Source organism: Burkholderia sp. MSMB1498 (assembly GCF_001526245.1).
Classification (GTDB): Bacteria; Pseudomonadota; Gammaproteobacteria; order Burkholderiales; family Burkholderiaceae; genus Burkholderia; species Burkholderia savannae.
Map to the genome: position 1 here is coordinate 24,577 of NZ_LOYJ01000116.1, position 15,622 is coordinate 40,198.

Sequence of the window (15,622 nt, forward strand, 5' to 3'; positions counted from 1 at the left end):
TCCGGCGGCGATTTCCTTACTTAGTTGTTACAATGCCGGCCCGGCCAGTATCTCCGGGTCTTTTTTTGCGTCGCATTCGTTTTTAGGGCCTGTAGCTCAGTGGTTAGAGCAGTCGACTCATAATCGATTGGTCGCGGGTTCGAAACCCGCCGGGCCCACCAAATCCCTGCCAAGGCGTTCGAGGAAGACGTGTCGTCAAGCATAAGCCGGTCATCCGGATAAGCTATGCTTGACTCTCTGATGACGCACTTCATTTCTTATCGGGACTCATCGAGAGTCGACGCCGATCCGAGCGATTTCTCCGCTGAGAGGCGGGAGACACGGGCGTAACAAAGCCGGCCATTTGGCCGGCTTTGTTTTTCCGGCTCGGCGCAAATTTGTCCTTTGTTTCGCACGTCACGCCGATGGCGTTTCCGATTCGATCGAGGATTGCCGATCCTCCTTGTTCGGTGTGCTGATCGAATGGTTCGGCGAACTGTCGGCGAACATTGTCGACGCCGACGGCCGCAATGCCGCCGCGGACAATTGCGCGTGGGTGGCTTCGGAGTCGGCCGAGCGCGGTCGATTTGCGCTGGTAGTGCGGGGCGCGCATGAGGGTACACGTTGCCTGTTGGTTGTCAATGGCGGCCGGGATGCACATCACGGGAACTTCGTACTGGTCAAGGATAGTGGGTAGTCACGAGGACAGCGGATCGCCTAAGGTTTGACCGTCGGAGAGGTTGTGACGGCTGATCGGCGACGCTCGATCAGTCATCGCGAATACGATGTGCGATTGGCGGTTCGCCGGAACTGACGTCGAGCCGCGATCGAAACGCGCGGGTTTCCAATCGGATCGGAGCAGCCAAGTTGCGAGAGGTGGAATCATGCAAGAGCATGTCGACGGCGCCGTCGGCCGATCCGCGCCGGTTATCGAGACGGTTCGCTTGATCCTGTCCGGCCATCGCCTGGACGACTTCGACAGCAGCCGGGCACTATGGGCCGATCCCGACGTGACGCGCTTGATACGCGAGGAGCCGTACACGATGGAAGAGTGCTGGTTTCGCCTATTGCGCTATGTCGGGCATTGGCGATTGCTGGGCTTCGGTTACTGGACGGTTCACGAAAAGCAGACCGGGCGTTTCATCGGCGAACTGGGCTTTGCCGATGCCAAGCGCGATATCGTTCCCGCGCTCGACAATGTGCCGGAATTGGGCGGCGCGCTGTCCCCCGCCGCGTGGGGGACAGGTGTCGCGCGCGAAGCGTTGTATGCGGTGCTGGATTGGGCGGACGAGCACTTGGCGGCGCGGCGCACCGTTTGCCTGATCGGCCCTGAAAATCGCTTTTGCATTCGACTGGCCGGCGAGTTCGGTTATCGGGAGATAGCCGCTACCGAATACAAAGGCCAGCCGATTCTGCTATTCGAGCGGCCGGCGTGCGAGCCACGGAATCGGAACGATCGGCCGACGATTGCGGTTTCCGACCGGGACAGGCCGGCATAGTACGCAGACGACGGCGAAGCCCGGCGATCGGCTTTGCCTGCTGTCGGCTCACCAGCGGCGTCGCCCGGTCATGCGCGCCGGTTGGCTTTGTCGTGGCGCGAGTAAAAATAGACCAGCGACGTGCGCTCGTTCGTGCGCACCGTTCTGACTTCGTGCCGGTGCATGCAGTTCGTGACGATGACCGTGCCGTAAGTCGGCGCGAAGACGTTCAACGGCCGGCCTTCCGGATGAACCACGAATTCGCCGCCCTCGAACTTATTGCCGAGCTGAATGACGACCGAAAATTCGTAGTCCGGATTGCTTGCCGCGTCGAGGTGGATGCCGATGAAGGAGTCCTTCACCATCCGGTTGATCTGGCATCGCCGGATGAAGTACTCGGCGCGCGTGGCGAACATGTCGCCGAAGAATCGCGTGCGCCGGGCGTCGGTGAGAATGTCCAGGATCTGGTCGGAGTAGGGCCGGTTGACGAGTTGAGGAAGCTCGCCGGCCCGGTCGAGCATGATGCGCCGGACATAGATGTCGTGCGTGTCGCCGGCGTCGCCGGCGGTCACGGATTCCTCCGGCATTTGGGCTTGCAACTGGTCGATGCGCGTTAGCTCGTGCGCGTCGAAGGCCACATAGGCGGGAAGCATCACGGTTCCCACGTCCCTCAACTGCGTGACGTAATCGGCCATTCCTCCTTCGTTGTTACGGAAATGCAGTTCGGCTGTGTCCATGCGCTTCTCCCGGTTGTTGTCGTTGGCGGTTCGATACGCAAATGTTCGGTTCACGTTGAGGCTAAGCGTCCAGTGCCGCGAGAACGGCTTCCTTTTCTGCTCGAGTGGCGACGGCCGCCCAGTGAACTCCCGCGCCGCTGCCCGCATTGACCACGCTCGAAAAGCGATTCGAGCGTAGCACCATGCCGCTCGCCTTGTCGCGGTGGAGATACATTCCCAGCACTGGCTTGTGTTCGGCTGCGACAAAGGTTTCGTCGAAAGGATGGCGAATCGTCGCCACCTCGCGGAAAGCCTGGCAAATCCAGTTTGCCACGCCTTTTTTCCGCAATCGATTGGCGAGCGCGCCGGCCGAATGATCTCTGCCGATCATCACGTCGACGCCTCCATAAGAAACATTCAGTTTGAACACCCATTCGTCTTTGCGGGCCAACGTATCGGCGAGCGTGCTTTCGTCGAGTCGAAAGGTATGCGGGATATAGTTTCGGATCGCGGCGATCTCGTCGTCGTCGAGGAGCGTGTGAAAACGCTCGTCGCATAACAGCGCGAGCCATGTCTTGTTCATTAGCAACTCGGCTTCCAGCCCGTTGGAAAATTTTGCGCCGCTGCGGTGAATTGCATGGAATTTATCGATGTTCACCGTCATGTCGTCATAGACGAAATTCCGGTGAATCAGAATGCCGTTGCCGTCGCCCAGCCACTTCGACGGATAAGTCAATTCCGTATGAACTTCGATCGGTATATCGCTCGCCATGCCCGCAAGGTACCGACGGGCAAGTTCGGGCGAGGCATATCCGCGGGCGGCGTGCGAACTCCAATCGAGGAGGACCACTCGATCGATACCCAAAGACGCGATGCTGTCCTCGTACAGCGAGCGCAGATTTGTATAAGGGGAACCGTCGAGCGCGACAGCCGGCCAGCCGGCCGCTTGCATGAACCGGCGATAGCAGTCGAACAGTTCGGCTCCCCCGACCGCCGCCGAGAAATTCAATTCGCAAACTGCATAGCCATCCGGCAAGGGGAGGATGTCGACGCGCGTTACCCGGCGGCTGCCGGCTTCCAGTTCCTCCCAGTCGACGTAAGGCATCAGCGCGTCGCTGAGCGAGAATTGCTGGAGGATGTCCGCCCGTGAGCGATGTCGGCAAAGATGACGCGCGATCTTGTTTTGAGCGGACAGCAGATCACGCGCGATTCGGGCGAGCATGTCGAAGTCTTCGGCGGGAAACAGGAGCGGATGGGGCAGCAGGCGGAAGGCCACCGCGCCGATGTCGTCCAGCAGCGTCCGTACTTGTCGAGTGGCCCCATTTTCGATGATCTTGCGTTTGTTTCTAATAAACGCGGCAATCACGTCTTTGTTGAATGATTCGAACATGGTTCGCTTTATCGACTGGGTGCGTTATCGATATTTCACCGAATATCGGCAGCGTATTATCGGATGCCGATAATTTGGGGAAGCCTATTTCTAATAGTGAGGCATAGAAGGCGAATCATTATGCTGCCAGATTTTCTTGTTCAAGGTGAGAATTCTATTTAAAGAAACCGGCGCGACACGTTTTTGAATGAGGAATGGCGTGTGCATATGCCGTTGTGCCGAATGGGTGCGACGCGACCGAGATCTAGGGCGGTGTCGCGGAGGGCGCGATCGGCGCGATTGCAGCGCGGGTTGACTGCCCCCCCGCGCAACAACCCACCACACCCTCGCGACATAATCACCCCAACCACCGCCCCGGCCACGCCGCGAAGCTCGGCCTCGCGCAATTCCGTACCGCCTGCCGCAACCGCCGCACCAAAACCAAAACCAAAACCGCCGATTTCCCAACCCCCGCCCGATTTCCCAGCCCCCGGCTCGCCGCATCGCCACGCCTCATCGATCGGAAAACAGCCGCTTCTGCCGCGCGGCCGTCTCCTCGCGTCCGACCGCCTTGATGATCTTGTAGATCCACTGAATCGACACGCCGTACTTTCGCGCGAGCTCGCCGTGATTGTCGCCGCGAAACTCGTCGTAAATCCTGCGGTCGCGCTGCGACAGCTTGTACGACACCCCCATCGGGAAATACACGTTTTGTCCGCCCCAATGCGCCGCCATCCTGTCGGCGATCTCCCGGCCGAGCTGATCGGCCTCGTCCGTCTTCATCGCCGCCAGCTCCTTGAGCGCCACCGACACATGTTGCGCAAGGTCGACCAGCAGCTCCGGCCCCTTGCTCTTGAAATCCGCCTTCATACAGCCTCCATTCGAACCGTTTCATCCCGGCAAGCAATCATGCGTTCAAGCGCCCGAGCGCCCGAGCACCCAAGCACCCAAGCACCCAAGCACCCAAGCACCCAAGCACCCAAGCGCCCAAGCGCCCACACGCCCGGCGCCGCCGCCTGACGGCACCCGCCGCCGCCCGACGGCGCCGTCCTCGTCGATCCCGTTCCTACACGCCGGCGATGTCGAGCGGAATCTGTTCGTACTGCTCGGTATCGCCGATACGCTCGTAGATCCGCACGTACGAGCGGCTGCCGATTACCTGCAACGCCTCGCCGATCGCCGTCATCGCGTCCTGCCACCGCGCGTCCGCGATGTCGAGCCGGCGCAGCGCGAGCACGCGGCCGGTGTTGATCTGGCCTTCCTTGTCGGTCGCGAACGCCTGCGCGACGATTGCCTGGATCTCCGGGCGCGCATCGGTCGTCCAGTCGTGCAGGCACGCGTCGATCAGCGCTTTCGCGGCCTGCAGCCGCTCGTCGAATGCGATCCGGTCCTGGATCGCGCGCTGAATGCGATAACGGCCGTCGAACGAATACAGCGTGACGTTGCCTTTCTTGCCGCCGAGCTTGGCCTGGTACGTTTCGGCCGACATGTCGACGAAGGCCGCCACGTCGCCGAAGATCCGCGTCTTCAGCTCGGCGAGCGTGCGCGATACGCGCCGCGCCTCGTCGACGAGCTCGCGCACGAGCCGGTCGCGTTCGCGATCAAGCGGCTTGATCATGTTTTCCGGGACGAGGCAGCCTTTTGCGTCTTTCCAATAACCATTCGGAATCCTTTGTTCCATTGCTTCACTCCTTGCTTGTTTTCGTGTGCGTCGCGTCAGTGGACGCGGCGCGTTCGTTTCTTCGGCGATGTCGTCACACTGTCACTTCCCACGTCACCCGCACGCCCATGAAGTCGACGCAGGCGAAGCCGCGCCCGTCGCGGCGCTCGATCGACACGCCGTTGGCATGCCCGCGCAGCGTGTCGACCGAGGCCGCGCGCGACGACGGTCCGATGCGGATCGTCGGCCGTCCGCCGTCGCGCGGCAATGCATCCTCGTCGAACACGCGATAGCCGAGGCCGCGCAGCGCGCGTGCGCTCGCGTTGAGCAGCGTGAGGCGGGCGACGAAATCGGCGTCGAGCACGCGTGCGTTTTCCGGCGTGGCACGCGCTGGCGCGGGCTCGTGCGGTGCGGCCGTTTCGAGCGACGGCCGTTGCGTTTGCAATCGGGCGTTCATGTCAGATCCCTTTGATCACGTCGGCCGTGACGACCGGCACGCCGAGCCCCGCCGCGAGATTCATCGCCGCGGTCAGCAGATTGCCGACCGCGAGCGGATACAGCAGCGAGATCGTGTCGGCGCGCTCGCGGCGGCGGTCGCTCGCGATCGTCAGCCGCCCGCGCAGCGCGTCGACGCCGCCCGCGTCAATCACGTCGCCAACCCGCTTGTCGAGCCGGCCAAGCTTGAAGGCCAGATACTCGTCGAGCCGCGCGCGGTCGAGCGGCGGCAACTCGATCATTTCGCATCGCTGAACGATTTCGCGAACATCCTGGTTGCGCTCGGACAGCTTGATTTTCAGCTCCGGCTGCCCGATCAGGACGATCGACAGCAGCTTCGCGAAGCCCGATTCGAGTTCGAAGAAACGCTTCAGGTGCTTGAGCGTCGCGATCGGCAGCGCGTGCGCCTCGTCGATCACGAGGCAGTGCCGGCCGCCGGCCGCGTGGCTGTCCTCGAGCGCGCGATGCAGTTGCGCGAAGCGGGCCTGCGGGCTGCTCCTGAGTTTCTCGAGCGGCGCGACGGCCGTGACGATCGCCTCGGCGATGTGCGTCGCTTTTAGTGTCTTGCCTTTGCGATCGCTGTCCTCCATTGCGAGCACGTACGGCTTGATGAGCAGAACCGGCTGATTCTCGCGCGTGATCCGGTCTTCGAGATCGCGCATCAGCGTGGTCTTGCCCGCACCGGATTCCGCGACGACGGCGAGCATTCCGCCATGCTTCGCAGTCTGAAACATCGCCTCGCGCACGTGGCGGATGTCGGGGCTCAGGTACATGTCGTCGTGCGAACGAACGTCGTCCTGGAACGGATCGCGAAACAGGCCGAAGTGTTTGCGCGCGGCGGGCGTCAGCGCTTGTTTGCGCAGTAGCATCGAATCCTCCTGGTTGAGATCGGTGTCGTCGCGTGGCGAACGGCGCGACGAAGCGTGCGATGAGAAGTGCGACGAGTTGCGCGACGAGTTGCAAGAGGAGAACGCCGCGCCGGCCGCCGCGTGTCCGGCCATGCCGTCTCGCATCGAATCGCTCGCCGAATCGAACGCGTCGGCGAGTGCGGCTTCGAGCACGCCGCGCTGGCGCAGATAGTCGAGAATCCGGCGGCGCAGCGCGTCGGCGTTGAAACTCTTCGGCCACGCGCCATGGTTGACGATCTGCGCGACCGTCGCCTGCGACAGGCCGATGTGCGCGGCGAGATCGGCCTGCTTGCAGCCGATGCGCTGCAATACGTTCTTGAGCTTGAGCATCATCGCCCCCCGGCCGAGGTGCGCACGATCTGCAGCGGCTGATGCAGATCCGAGCGCGGCCCGATGAGCTCGGCGACGATCGCATCGAGCCGGTCCTGCGGAACGCCGTTCGGAAAGCGCTGCTGCAGCCAGCGGAAGCGCTCGGCGCTCCATGTCGCGCCGGCGGCCTCGATGCGCGGCTTGATTCGCATCGCCGCGTCGACGAGCGACAGCGGCGCGTGCGCGACGCGCGGCGCGGCAAGTTCGTGCTCGGTGCCGCGACGCGGCAGGTAAGTCGGGAGCGCGTCGTCGTCGATGTGCTTGTACGGATCGAGGCGGCCGCCGAACGGCAGCGCCTTCGCGCGGCGCCGCGCTTTCGCGTCGGCGCGGGTGTGCGCTCCGGACACGAGCCGCTCGATCTCGTCGACCGCGCGCTGCGCGGGCGTGTCGGCATGGCGCCGGAACGATTCGCCGATCACGGCCGCATCGGTTGCGAAGCCGAGCGCGTCGCGCGCGACTTCGGGCACGACGAAGTACGTCTCGCGGCCGTCGTCGCCGGTCAGCACGATTTGCGCGGCGTCGTCGCGCCACGGGTTGCGCGTGACCATCAGCTTCTCGCCCACCATCACGCCCGGCACCGCCGACACGTCGTACTCGACGCCGCGCAACGACACGCGCAGCTTCGGCGTGACCTTGCGGCTCTCCGGCGCGGCGACCGCGAGCTCGCGGCAGATGTCGAGCGAAGGCGCGTTGACGAGCTGCCGCGCGGTGATCCGCAGCCACGCGTGGCTGCGCGTCGAGCCGTGCCGGCCGTGCGTCGCGGTCGCGTTGAAATGCATTCGCCAGCGCCTGGCGAGCGCGTTGAGCTCGTCGAGGCTGTTGACCGGCTGAAACTTCAGGCCCGGCTCGAACTTGCGTTCGATGAGGTTGCGCGCGTTCTCGACTTGCCCCGTCGCACGTGCGTTGCCGACCTTGTGGACGACGAGTTCGATGCCGAGCGCGCGGCACAGGTTGCGCGTCATCGCGGCGGTGTTCGCGGCGCCTGCATCGAGCATCAGGAAGCGCGGCACGCCGTGCATCAAGTCGGCGCCGCCGCGTTCCTGCATCGCGTTGATGAGCGTCGAGCACAGGTTCTCGCCGGACTCCGCGCCGAGCACGTATTCGACGTAGATCCAGCCGCTCGCGTGATCGGTGATCTCGTAGCTCCACACGCGATCGGCCGCGATGCGCGCGACGTTGCGCGGCTTATTTTTGTAGAACGCCGAATGATCCATCACGCGCAGGCCGTTCGCGCGCGGATCGGCGGCGGGCTTCAGGTAATACAGCACGCACAGGCTCGCGTCGATCTGCCAGACGTGATTCGGATGGCGGCTCGCGAGCTCGGTGACGGGCGCGGGCGCGAGCAACTGGTCCGGATGCACGCCGTACGTGCGCAGCGCGCGCTGGATCGCGCTGTCGGACAACGGGCGCAGCTCGCCCGTCGATTCGTCGAGCGATTCGGCGCGGATCATGCCGTTCGCGCGCAGCGTTTCGACCGCGTCGGCGATCGAATACAGCCGCTTGCCGTTCTTGCGCGTCGATTCGATCAGCAGCGCGGAGATCGTCATCGCCTCGGCGCGCGTCAGCGCGCTGCGGCCTGCGTCGGCGCGGCGCTTGCGCGGCGGCGTCACCGTGACGGCCTTCAGCTTGCGCATCAGCGTCGCGCGCGACAGGCCGAGCTCGCGGCACGCGGCTTCGTAGATCGCATGCTTGTTGCCGTGGCCCGCCGCGCGCGCGGCTCGTGCGACGGACACGATGCGTTCGGTCAATACGGCGTTCATCGCGGGGGCCTCGTCATTGCGCGGTGGAGAGGGCGGCTGAGTCGACGGCGGGGCTGTCGACGGGGCTGTCGACGTGCGCGGCTATGCTGGCGTCGCTTTTGGCGTCGGCGTCGGCGTCGGCGTTGGCGTTGGTGTTGGTGTTGGTGTTGGCATCAGCATCGACATCGACATCGACATCGACATCGGCATCGGCGTAGCCCTCGCCCTCGAAATCCGCATCCGCTCCGCGCAGCCATTCCGGCATGTCGTCGCCGTCGGCCGCCGATTTCACGCCGAAGTCGCTGCGCAGCTGATTCAGCGCGAGCTGGATCTGCCCGAGCAAGCCGGCCATGAAGTCGTCGTGCGGCGTGCCGTGCGTTTGCGCGTGCCGCGCGAGCGTGTCGAACGCCGCGCGCAGCTGGCCGCGGACGACCGATTCGGCCTCGAACGCGATCGCGCTCGCCTCGCCGCGGATCTGCGCGGCCGTTTCGTCGGGCGTCGCGCGCTTCACGTGCGTCGCCTTGCTCGTCAGCTTCGCGGCGAGCTCGTCGAGCTTGCCGTTCTTGTCGGCGAGCAGGCGCGCCTGCGCGTCGGCGTTCTCGCGCGCTTCGCGCAGCGCGGCGCGCAGCTCGCGGGTCGTCATCCGGTCGATGTCGTCCTGCGCGAGGCCCGCAACCGTGCCGCCGTCGGCGAGCACGTCGAGCTCGTCGTCGTCGAGCACCATCAGCTCGTACAGCTTGGTCTTGCCCAGAACGCTCAGCGCTGAGCGCTTCGCGCCGCCGTGCTCCGCGCCGAGAAACTTCACCGATGCCTGCATCATCCGCCGCGCCACCTGCGGCGCGAGCCCGAGCTGCTCTTCGACGATGCGCGTGAAATCGCCATGCGGTTCGTTCTCCTTCAGAAGGATCAGGCGCTTGCCCGCTTCGAGCATCGCCTCGGCGCTCTGCGCCATGTAGAAGCGCGCTTCGTTGACGACGCGGGCGCGCTCGTACGGCAGCCCGTCGCCGAACTGCTCGGCGACGGCGGCCGAATGCGCGGCGAGCGCGTTCGACGCCGCGGCCATTGCGGGAAGGGCGGGGGTGTCGGCATCCGTCACGACGACGGGCTGCGGCGCGACGGCGGAAGGTTTGCGTGCCATTGTCATGGACTCCTTAGCGTGGGGCGGCCAGGCGGCTGGCCAGTTCATCGAGGCGATGTCGCGCGGCGTTCAAGCTCTGCGCGATCGCGACCGCGTGTTGCGCGAACCGCACCGAAGGCCGGATGCGGCCAGTCTCCGGAATGCGTTCGGCGAAGCCGGTTTCTTCGAGCGTCGCGACGTAGCGCGTGATGTTCGACGGCGACAGGCGCGTCGCCTTCGCGAGCTCGCCGGGCGTCAAGCCGTGCGCGAAGTGGCCGAGCAGGACGTTCAGGACTTCGAGCACTTTCTCGGCCGATTTGGTGGTGGTCGTCGTGCCGGCGCTCATCGGGCGGCTCCCGTCGGCGCTGCGGTCCATGCGGCGAACGACGCGCCGCCGTTCGCGCTTATCACACCGCGCGCCGCGCATCCAGTGGCCGCTTTCGGGCGATCGGCAATCGTTTGGCGCTTTTTATCGAAATCGAAAATGCGTTTGAAATCGCGCCGCGCCGCGTATTTAGCGCGGTGCGGCCGCGGGCGAAATGCGCCATTCGCGTCGAAAATCGGCGTAACGAAATCGATTCGTTTGACATCGATGCAACGCATTTGCAGCCAATGGAATCGAAAACGGTTAATCTTCAGGTGATGGAGTGTCATTGCGTTTCGGAATTTGGCGAGCAATCGGTTCGAGGCGCGGCGAATGTGCATGCGATGTGTATTGAATGAGACGGCCATCGCGGCATGCGCCGGCACGGTTCGGATCACGCAGCGCAACGCGCGACGCACGGCGGCGGCCGCGCGCATCGCGGCTTGAGTGCGGGCCGCCGCAGCGGCTTTTGGCGCTGAAGGGTTATGCGGCGGCGCGCCGGTGAATGGGCGCGAGCGCCGTCGCGGGATCGGCGCAGATCTCGCCCGCCTTGAGGCCGAGCTTCACCGCGATGTCGTGCGCCTGGCCGCGAATGCATTTCTTGCGGCCGCCGAGCACCTCGAAAACGAGATTGGGAGAAAATTGATTGGCGATCGCCCATTGGGTGATCGAAACGCCTTTCGATTGAAGCTCGGCGCGAGCTTCGGCGGCGGTGCGCAGTTTCATGGATGCTCCTCGCAAGGGGCCGTCGGCACGGGCAGGTGCCGACTCGATTGCCGTTCGTCGTGTGACGGTGTGAATGAATTATGGTGCAGAAATCTGCACCTTGCAAGGGGTTGATGTGCAGAAATCAGAGATCGGCGCTCGGCTGAAGGAAGAGCGCGAGCGCCTGGCGAAGAGCCAGACCGATTTCGCCGCATTGGGTGGTGTGTCGAAGCGCGCGCAGATCACCTACGAGAAGGGCGAGAGCACGCCGGACGCCGCGTATCTGAACCTCGTCGCGGCCGAGGGCGTGGACGCGCAGTACGTGATTACGGGCGTGCGCTCGAGCGCCGGGCTGACCCGTGACGAGATCGAGCTGATCGAGAAGTACCGGGCCGCGCCGCTCGCGGTGAAATCGGCCGCGATCGGCGCACTGACGGCGGGCGCGCTGCCGGAGGCGGGGCCGAAGTTCGCGATCGATTTCGGCAGCGCGACGATCGGGCAGAACAATACCGTCGCGGGAGGGAGTCACGCTTTCAACGTAACCACCACACCCACCAAACCACCACGCAAGAAAAAATGAACGAAGAATCAACAAGAAAAATCAGTTTCGGGGCCAACGTAGATCAGGTTCACATCGGCGATTCGGTGAGTCACGGAACGCCGATTACGAACAGCAACGTCGTGAACGTGCAGTTCGGCGAGCGCGAGGAGCGCGTCGAGTACGTCACGCAGCATCAGAAGCGGATGATCGCGCAGCTCGTCCAGCGCATCGTCGAGGTCACCGAGGAGGAGCCGCTCGAAGTGTGGCGCAAGGTGCTGGCGCGGGCCGGCGCGCGCAAGGCGCGGCTGATCCTGAAGGGCGCGTACATCGACGTCGAGGAGTATCTCGTCGAGTGGCTCGGGCGCGCGACGCAGACGCCCGCCAAGCAAGCGCCCGCCGCCGCGCCGCCGTCAGCGCAGGCCGTTGCGCAGCCGGTTGCGCAGCCGGTTGCGCCGGCCGTCGCGCAGTCGGCCGCGCAGTCGGTCACGCAGCATGCGGCGTCGCCCGCTGCTTGCGCCGCGGCTCCGGTCGCGTACGCCGCGCCCACCGCGTTCGCGGCTTCGGCCGCCGCGGCCGCTTCCGCCGCGTTCGCGCCGAGCCGGCCGCCCGATGCGTTTTCCTCCGTTCATCCCGCCGCTTGTCCGCACTGCGACGCGAACCGTCGCGACGCGGCGTCGGCGCGCTTCAACATGAAGGTTGCGGTCGGCGTGCTCGGCGCCGCTGCGCTCGCCATCGCGTTTTTCGGCTACAAGGCGAGCGACGCGGCGAGTGCGCTGCACGCGCTGCGCACGGAATCGACGGGCTGCATGTTCGAAGGCAAGTCGTATGCGGTCGGCAGCATCATCGACAATCCGTCCGCGCCGGATATCGAATGCGTTCGAACGCCCGCCGGCAGCTTGCCGGAGTGGCAGACGCTCCGGCCGAGCCGCGTCGCGCGGCGGTGATGGCGGTGGCGTCGGCGTCGGCGTCGGCGATGGCGATGGCGATGGCGATGGCGGCGGTAGCGGTGGCCATCGCGCGAAGCGAGTGCGGACCGAAATGCCGAACCGGCGCTGAGCGTCGCGTCGACGAGCGAACGATCGGGCCGAATCGGGGTGTTGGAGCGGAGCGTGGATTCGAGGCGGCGAATGGAAGTGCCTAATCGGCGTAATGAGCCGGAACATCGAACTGACCCATCGAAGTGAAGCGGCGAATCGAGGCGGTGAATCGAGGCGGTGAATCGAGACCGAGAATCGAGACCGCGAATCGAAGCATTAAATCGACGCATTAAATCGCAGCAACAACCGACGGCATCGAGCGAAGCATCGTCCCAAAGCGTCGCACCAAAGAATCGAACCGAAGCAGAAAACGAAAGAAATCAGCCGAACTGAACGAATTGAATCGGATCGCGGTCCCAACACGCATTTCCCGCGAATCGAATCGAGCGACGATTCGACAACGCTTTGCGACGCATTCGCCCGAACGCGCCGCGCGCTAAATAAAGCCGATTAAAAGACCTGTCCCGACATGCCGCCGATCATGGCGGCATGTTCATTTTCGGGAGAGGCCGATGCCATTCACCAGACGCTTTCCTCGGCTCACGAGCTGGGTCATCGCCGCGATCGCGCTGATCGCGGTGATCGCATCGATTTCCCCGCAGCAACTGCCCGTGTCGCTCTACAAGCTGAGCCTCGTGAGCCTCGCGGCCGTCGTCGCGTACTGGCTCGATCGCGGGCTCTTTCCGTATGCGCGCCCGGACAGCTATCTGCAGGCCGATTGGCGCCACGGCGCGAGCGGCGAATCGCTCGGCGCCGATTACAAGATCGTCGCCGGCTACGAGCGCGTGTTCGCCGCGGCGATGCTGCGCCGCGCGCTGATCGTCGTCGGCGTCGTGATCGGCGTCGCGCTGGGCCTGTGACGATGCGCGCGACGTTCCTGATCGCGGCGCTGCTGTGCGCGCCCGCCGCAACCTGCGCGCAGATTCCCGCGAATGCATACGCCTATCGCGCCGAGCTCACGCGCAACGCGCGCGCGGTGTGGGGGCTCGGCGCGCCCGTGTCGGCGTTCGCCGCGCAGATTCATCAGGAGAGCAGATGGCGTCCGGACGCGGTCAGCCCGGTCGGCGCGCAGGGGATGACGCAGTTCATGCCGTCCACGACGCAATGGCTCGCGGGCCTCTATCGCGCCGAGCTCGGCGACGCGCAGCCGTTCAACCCGTCGTGGTCGATCCGCGCGCTCGTGCGCTACGACCGCTACCTGTGGGACCGGATCGAAGCCGACGGCCGCTGCGAGCGCGCCGCGATGACGTTGTCCGCGTACAACGGCGGGCTCGGCTGGGTGTATCGCGATCAACGCGCGGCCGTCGCGGGCGGCGCGAATCGCGGCCGCTGGTTCGGCCACGTCGAGCGTTTCAACGCCGGCCGCGGCGCGGCTGCGTTTCGCGAGAACCGCGGCTACCCGCGCGCGATCCTGCACACGTTCGAGCCACGCTACATCGGCGCGGGCTTCGGGCCGGGAGCCTGCGCATGAGCCGGCCGATTTCGTTCGCGCGCGGCGGGCTCGGCGCGCTCGTCGTCGCGTCGGCCGCGAGCGCGCTCGTCGCCGGCGCGACGGGCTACGTCAACGGGCAGCGCGCCGGCGCGCGCGCGGCCGACGCGAAGCTCGCCGCCGTCGAGCGCCGGCATGCCGACGCGCTGCGCGATGCCGCCGAAAGCGCCCGCGCGCAGGAGCGCGAAGGCACGCTGCGCGCGAACCGCCTCGCCGCCGATCTCTTCACCGCAAACGCGCATCACGCGCTCGAAGCCGACGCATTGAAACGGAGAATCGCCCGTGTCACCCGCCAATACCGCCCGACGCCGGATGCGCGTCCTGAGGCTCTGCCTCGCTGCGTTTTTACCGACGGCTTTGTCGGCGTGTGGAACGCCGCAGCCGGCCGCGACGCCGCCCGTCTGCCCGAGGCCGATCCTGCCGCCGGAGCTGCTGCGCCGGCCGGCTCCGCCGACGACGCTGACTCCGGGGTACGCGCGGACGACGTCCTCGCCAACCACGTCGACAACGCGCGACGCAGCCGAAACATCGAAGCACAACTGAACACATTGATCGACTGGCTCGAGGGGAGCGGGCAGTGACGCTGCAAGTGGAATTCTGGCAATTGGCGTCGATGCTCGCGACGTTCGTCGGGCTGCTGGCCGCGGCGGGCAAGGCGTTGTTCGTGCAGATCGAGCGGCACCAGGCCGATCGCGATCAGAAGCAGGAGGAACAACTGCGAATGTTGCTCGAGCAGATCGGCCGTCAGACCGACAACGTCGCGCGTCTCGAGCGCGATTTCCTGAAGTTTCAGGCGGATCTGCCGTTGCAATACGTGCGGCGCGAGGATTACGTGCGCAATCAGACCGTCATCGAAGCGAAGCTCGACGCGGTCGCCTTGAAGATCGAGAACCTGCAATTGCGGGGGATGTCATGACGCATTGCGCGCCGCTCGGCATCGATCATGCGAAGGTGCGCCGCGAGACGCTGCGCTGGCACCTGATTCTCGCGCTGTACAACGCGCGGCCGGAAGAGGTTGCCGAGGACGTCGTGCAGGCGACGATGCGCTCGATCTACCCGGACGTCACGCCGATCGAAGTCCGCAAGGAGCTCGACTACCTCGCCGATCGCGTGCTCGTGCGGCTGCGCAAGGAGCCGTCCGGGCGCTGGTGGAGCGATCTGACGCGCTATGGCGTCGACGTCGCCGAATACACGATCGATTGCGAGCCGGGGATCGCCCGGCCGGTCAAGTATTGGAATCAGTGACGGGCGGTGGGCGGTGGGCGGTGAGGCGGTGGCGGATTCGTGTCGGGTGCTTCGTGAATTGTGCTTCGTGCCTAGTGATTCGTGATCAGTACTCCGTGCTTTGCGAGTCGCGGCATGTGCTCCGTGTTTTGGTATCGGGATATTTGCCGTCGCGCACTGAGGAGCGAACTTCGGCGGCGCGCGCGCCGAACGCCGAACGTCGAACGCCGAACGTCGAACGTCGAGCGCCGAACGTCGAACGTCGAACGTCGAACGTCGAACGTCGAACGTCGAACGTCGAACGTCGAACGTCGAACGTCGAGCGCCGAACGCCGAACGCCGAACGCCGAACGCCGAACGCCGAACACCGAACACCGAACACCGAACGCCGAACGCCGAACGCCGAACGCCGAACGCCGAACGCCGAACGCC

Annotated in this window: 20 protein-coding genes, 1 tRNA gene and 1 pseudogene; 11 read left to right on the forward strand and 11 right to left on the reverse strand. The window is 65.1% G+C overall.

The annotated features are described in order from the left end of the window. Positions 1–85: 85 nt before the first annotated feature. The 3 genes from WS91_RS26465 to WS91_RS26470 all read left to right on the forward strand — a co-directional run bounded on the left by WS91_RS26465 (position 86) and on the right by WS91_RS26470 (position 1,478). Positions 86–161 (forward strand) — tRNA-Ile (locus WS91_RS26465). Between the two features lie 182 nt (positions 162–343). After that, the gene (locus tag WS91_RS36405) at positions 344–676 is read left to right on the forward strand and encodes a hypothetical protein (RefSeq protein WP_156432509.1); all 333 of its coding nucleotides are present in this window, start codon (positions 344–346) and stop codon (positions 674–676) included. A gap of 187 nt (positions 677–863) precedes the next feature. Next, positions 864–1,478, forward strand: coding sequence for a GNAT family N-acetyltransferase (locus WS91_RS26470; protein WP_038743391.1), 615 nt, complete (start codon positions 864–866; stop codon positions 1,476–1,478). 68 nt (positions 1,479–1,546) lie between these two features. On the opposite strand, the gene WS91_RS26475 is transcribed toward WS91_RS26470, so the two are convergent. The 11 genes from WS91_RS26475 to WS91_RS26525 form a co-directional block, all read right to left on the reverse strand. Then, positions 1,547–2,194, reverse strand: a complete 648-nt coding sequence (locus WS91_RS26475; protein ID WP_059576419.1) for a 2OG-Fe(II) oxygenase — start codon at positions 2,192–2,194, stop codon at positions 1,547–1,549. 61 nt (positions 2,195–2,255) lie between these two features. Further along, positions 2,256–3,563 (reverse strand): hypothetical protein, encoded by a 1,308-nt coding sequence (locus tag WS91_RS26480; RefSeq protein WP_059671326.1) that lies wholly within the window; start codon positions 3,561–3,563, stop codon positions 2,256–2,258. A gap of 492 nt (positions 3,564–4,055) precedes the next feature. Next, complete coding sequence (locus WS91_RS26485) at positions 4,056–4,412, reverse strand: Mor transcription activator family protein (protein ID WP_038743397.1); 357 nt, start codon at positions 4,410–4,412, stop codon at positions 4,056–4,058. A gap of 196 nt (positions 4,413–4,608) precedes the next feature. Beyond that, positions 4,609–5,223 carry a DUF3164 family protein gene (locus WS91_RS26490; protein ID WP_059576413.1) on the reverse strand — a complete coding sequence of 205 codons (615 nt, stop codon included), beginning with the start codon at positions 5,221–5,223 and terminating at the stop codon, positions 4,609–4,611. Positions 5,224–5,296: 73 nt separating this feature from the next. Further along, positions 5,297–5,659 (reverse strand): hypothetical protein, encoded by a 363-nt coding sequence (locus tag WS91_RS26495; RefSeq protein WP_052144968.1) that lies wholly within the window; start codon positions 5,657–5,659, stop codon positions 5,297–5,299. A gap of 1 nt (position 5,660) precedes the next feature. After that, positions 5,661–6,938 (reverse strand): ExeA family protein, encoded by a 1,278-nt coding sequence (locus WS91_RS26500; protein ID WP_156432511.1) that lies wholly within the window; start codon positions 6,936–6,938, stop codon positions 5,661–5,663. Beyond that, entirely contained in the window at positions 6,935–8,734 is a 1,800-nt protein-coding gene (locus WS91_RS26505) for a DDE-type integrase/transposase/recombinase (protein WP_059642378.1), read from the reverse strand. The genes WS91_RS26500 and WS91_RS26505 overlap by 4 nt, the downstream gene beginning before the upstream one ends. Positions 8,735–8,747: 13 nt before the next feature. Next, entirely contained in the window at positions 8,748–9,851 is a 1,104-nt protein-coding gene (locus WS91_RS26510) for a DUF3102 domain-containing protein (RefSeq protein ID WP_231752103.1), read from the reverse strand. 13 nt (positions 9,852–9,864) lie between these two features. Further along, complete coding sequence (locus tag WS91_RS26515) at positions 9,865–10,176, reverse strand: helix-turn-helix domain-containing protein (RefSeq protein WP_038743842.1); 312 nt, start codon at positions 10,174–10,176, stop codon at positions 9,865–9,867. Continuing rightward, a complete protein-coding gene (locus tag WS91_RS36410) occupies positions 10,173–10,631 on the reverse strand; it encodes a hypothetical protein (RefSeq protein WP_156432513.1) in 459 nt (152 codons plus the stop codon). The genes WS91_RS26515 and WS91_RS36410 overlap by 4 nt, the downstream gene beginning before the upstream one ends. A 46-nt stretch (positions 10,632–10,677) precedes the next feature. Beyond that, entirely contained in the window at positions 10,678–10,920 is a 243-nt protein-coding gene (locus WS91_RS26525) for a DNA-binding protein (protein ID WP_038743404.1), read from the reverse strand. A 100-nt stretch (positions 10,921–11,020) separates the two neighbouring features. Here WS91_RS26525 and WS91_RS26530 point away from each other — a divergent pair, with 100 nt between their 5' ends. The 8 genes and pseudogenes from WS91_RS26530 to WS91_RS37635 all read left to right on the forward strand — a co-directional run. After that, positions 11,021–11,479, forward strand: a complete 459-nt coding sequence (locus WS91_RS26530) for a helix-turn-helix domain-containing protein (protein ID WP_156440037.1) — start codon at positions 11,021–11,023, stop codon at positions 11,477–11,479. 65 nt (positions 11,480–11,544) lie between these two features. Continuing rightward, on the forward strand, positions 11,545–12,384 hold the full coding sequence (locus WS91_RS26535; RefSeq protein WP_059671327.1) for a hypothetical protein: 840 nt from the start codon (positions 11,545–11,547) through the stop codon (positions 12,382–12,384). Positions 12,385–12,989: 605 nt separating this feature from the next. After that, on the forward strand, positions 12,990–13,337 hold the full coding sequence (locus WS91_RS26545; protein ID WP_059642371.1) for a putative holin: 348 nt from the start codon (positions 12,990–12,992) through the stop codon (positions 13,335–13,337). Positions 13,338–13,339: 2 nt separating this feature from the next. Continuing rightward, complete coding sequence (locus tag WS91_RS26550; RefSeq protein WP_059576497.1) at positions 13,340–13,948, forward strand: transglycosylase SLT domain-containing protein; 609 nt, start codon at positions 13,340–13,342, stop codon at positions 13,946–13,948. Further along, on the forward strand, positions 13,945–14,547 hold the full coding sequence (locus WS91_RS26555; protein ID WP_059576392.1) for a hypothetical protein: 603 nt from the start codon (positions 13,945–13,947) through the stop codon (positions 14,545–14,547). Before WS91_RS26550 ends, WS91_RS26555 begins: the two co-directional genes overlap by 4 nt. After that, a complete protein-coding gene (locus WS91_RS26560; RefSeq protein WP_038743412.1) occupies positions 14,544–14,882 on the forward strand; it encodes a hypothetical protein in 339 nt (112 codons plus the stop codon). Before WS91_RS26555 ends, WS91_RS26560 begins: the two co-directional genes overlap by 4 nt. Next, a complete protein-coding gene (locus tag WS91_RS26565; protein ID WP_059576390.1) occupies positions 14,879–15,211 on the forward strand; it encodes a hypothetical protein in 333 nt (110 codons plus the stop codon). Before WS91_RS26560 ends, WS91_RS26565 begins: the two co-directional genes overlap by 4 nt. Before the next feature lie 95 nt (positions 15,212–15,306). After that, a pseudogene (locus WS91_RS37635) lies at positions 15,307–15,622 on the forward strand (hypothetical protein); the annotation flags it as partial.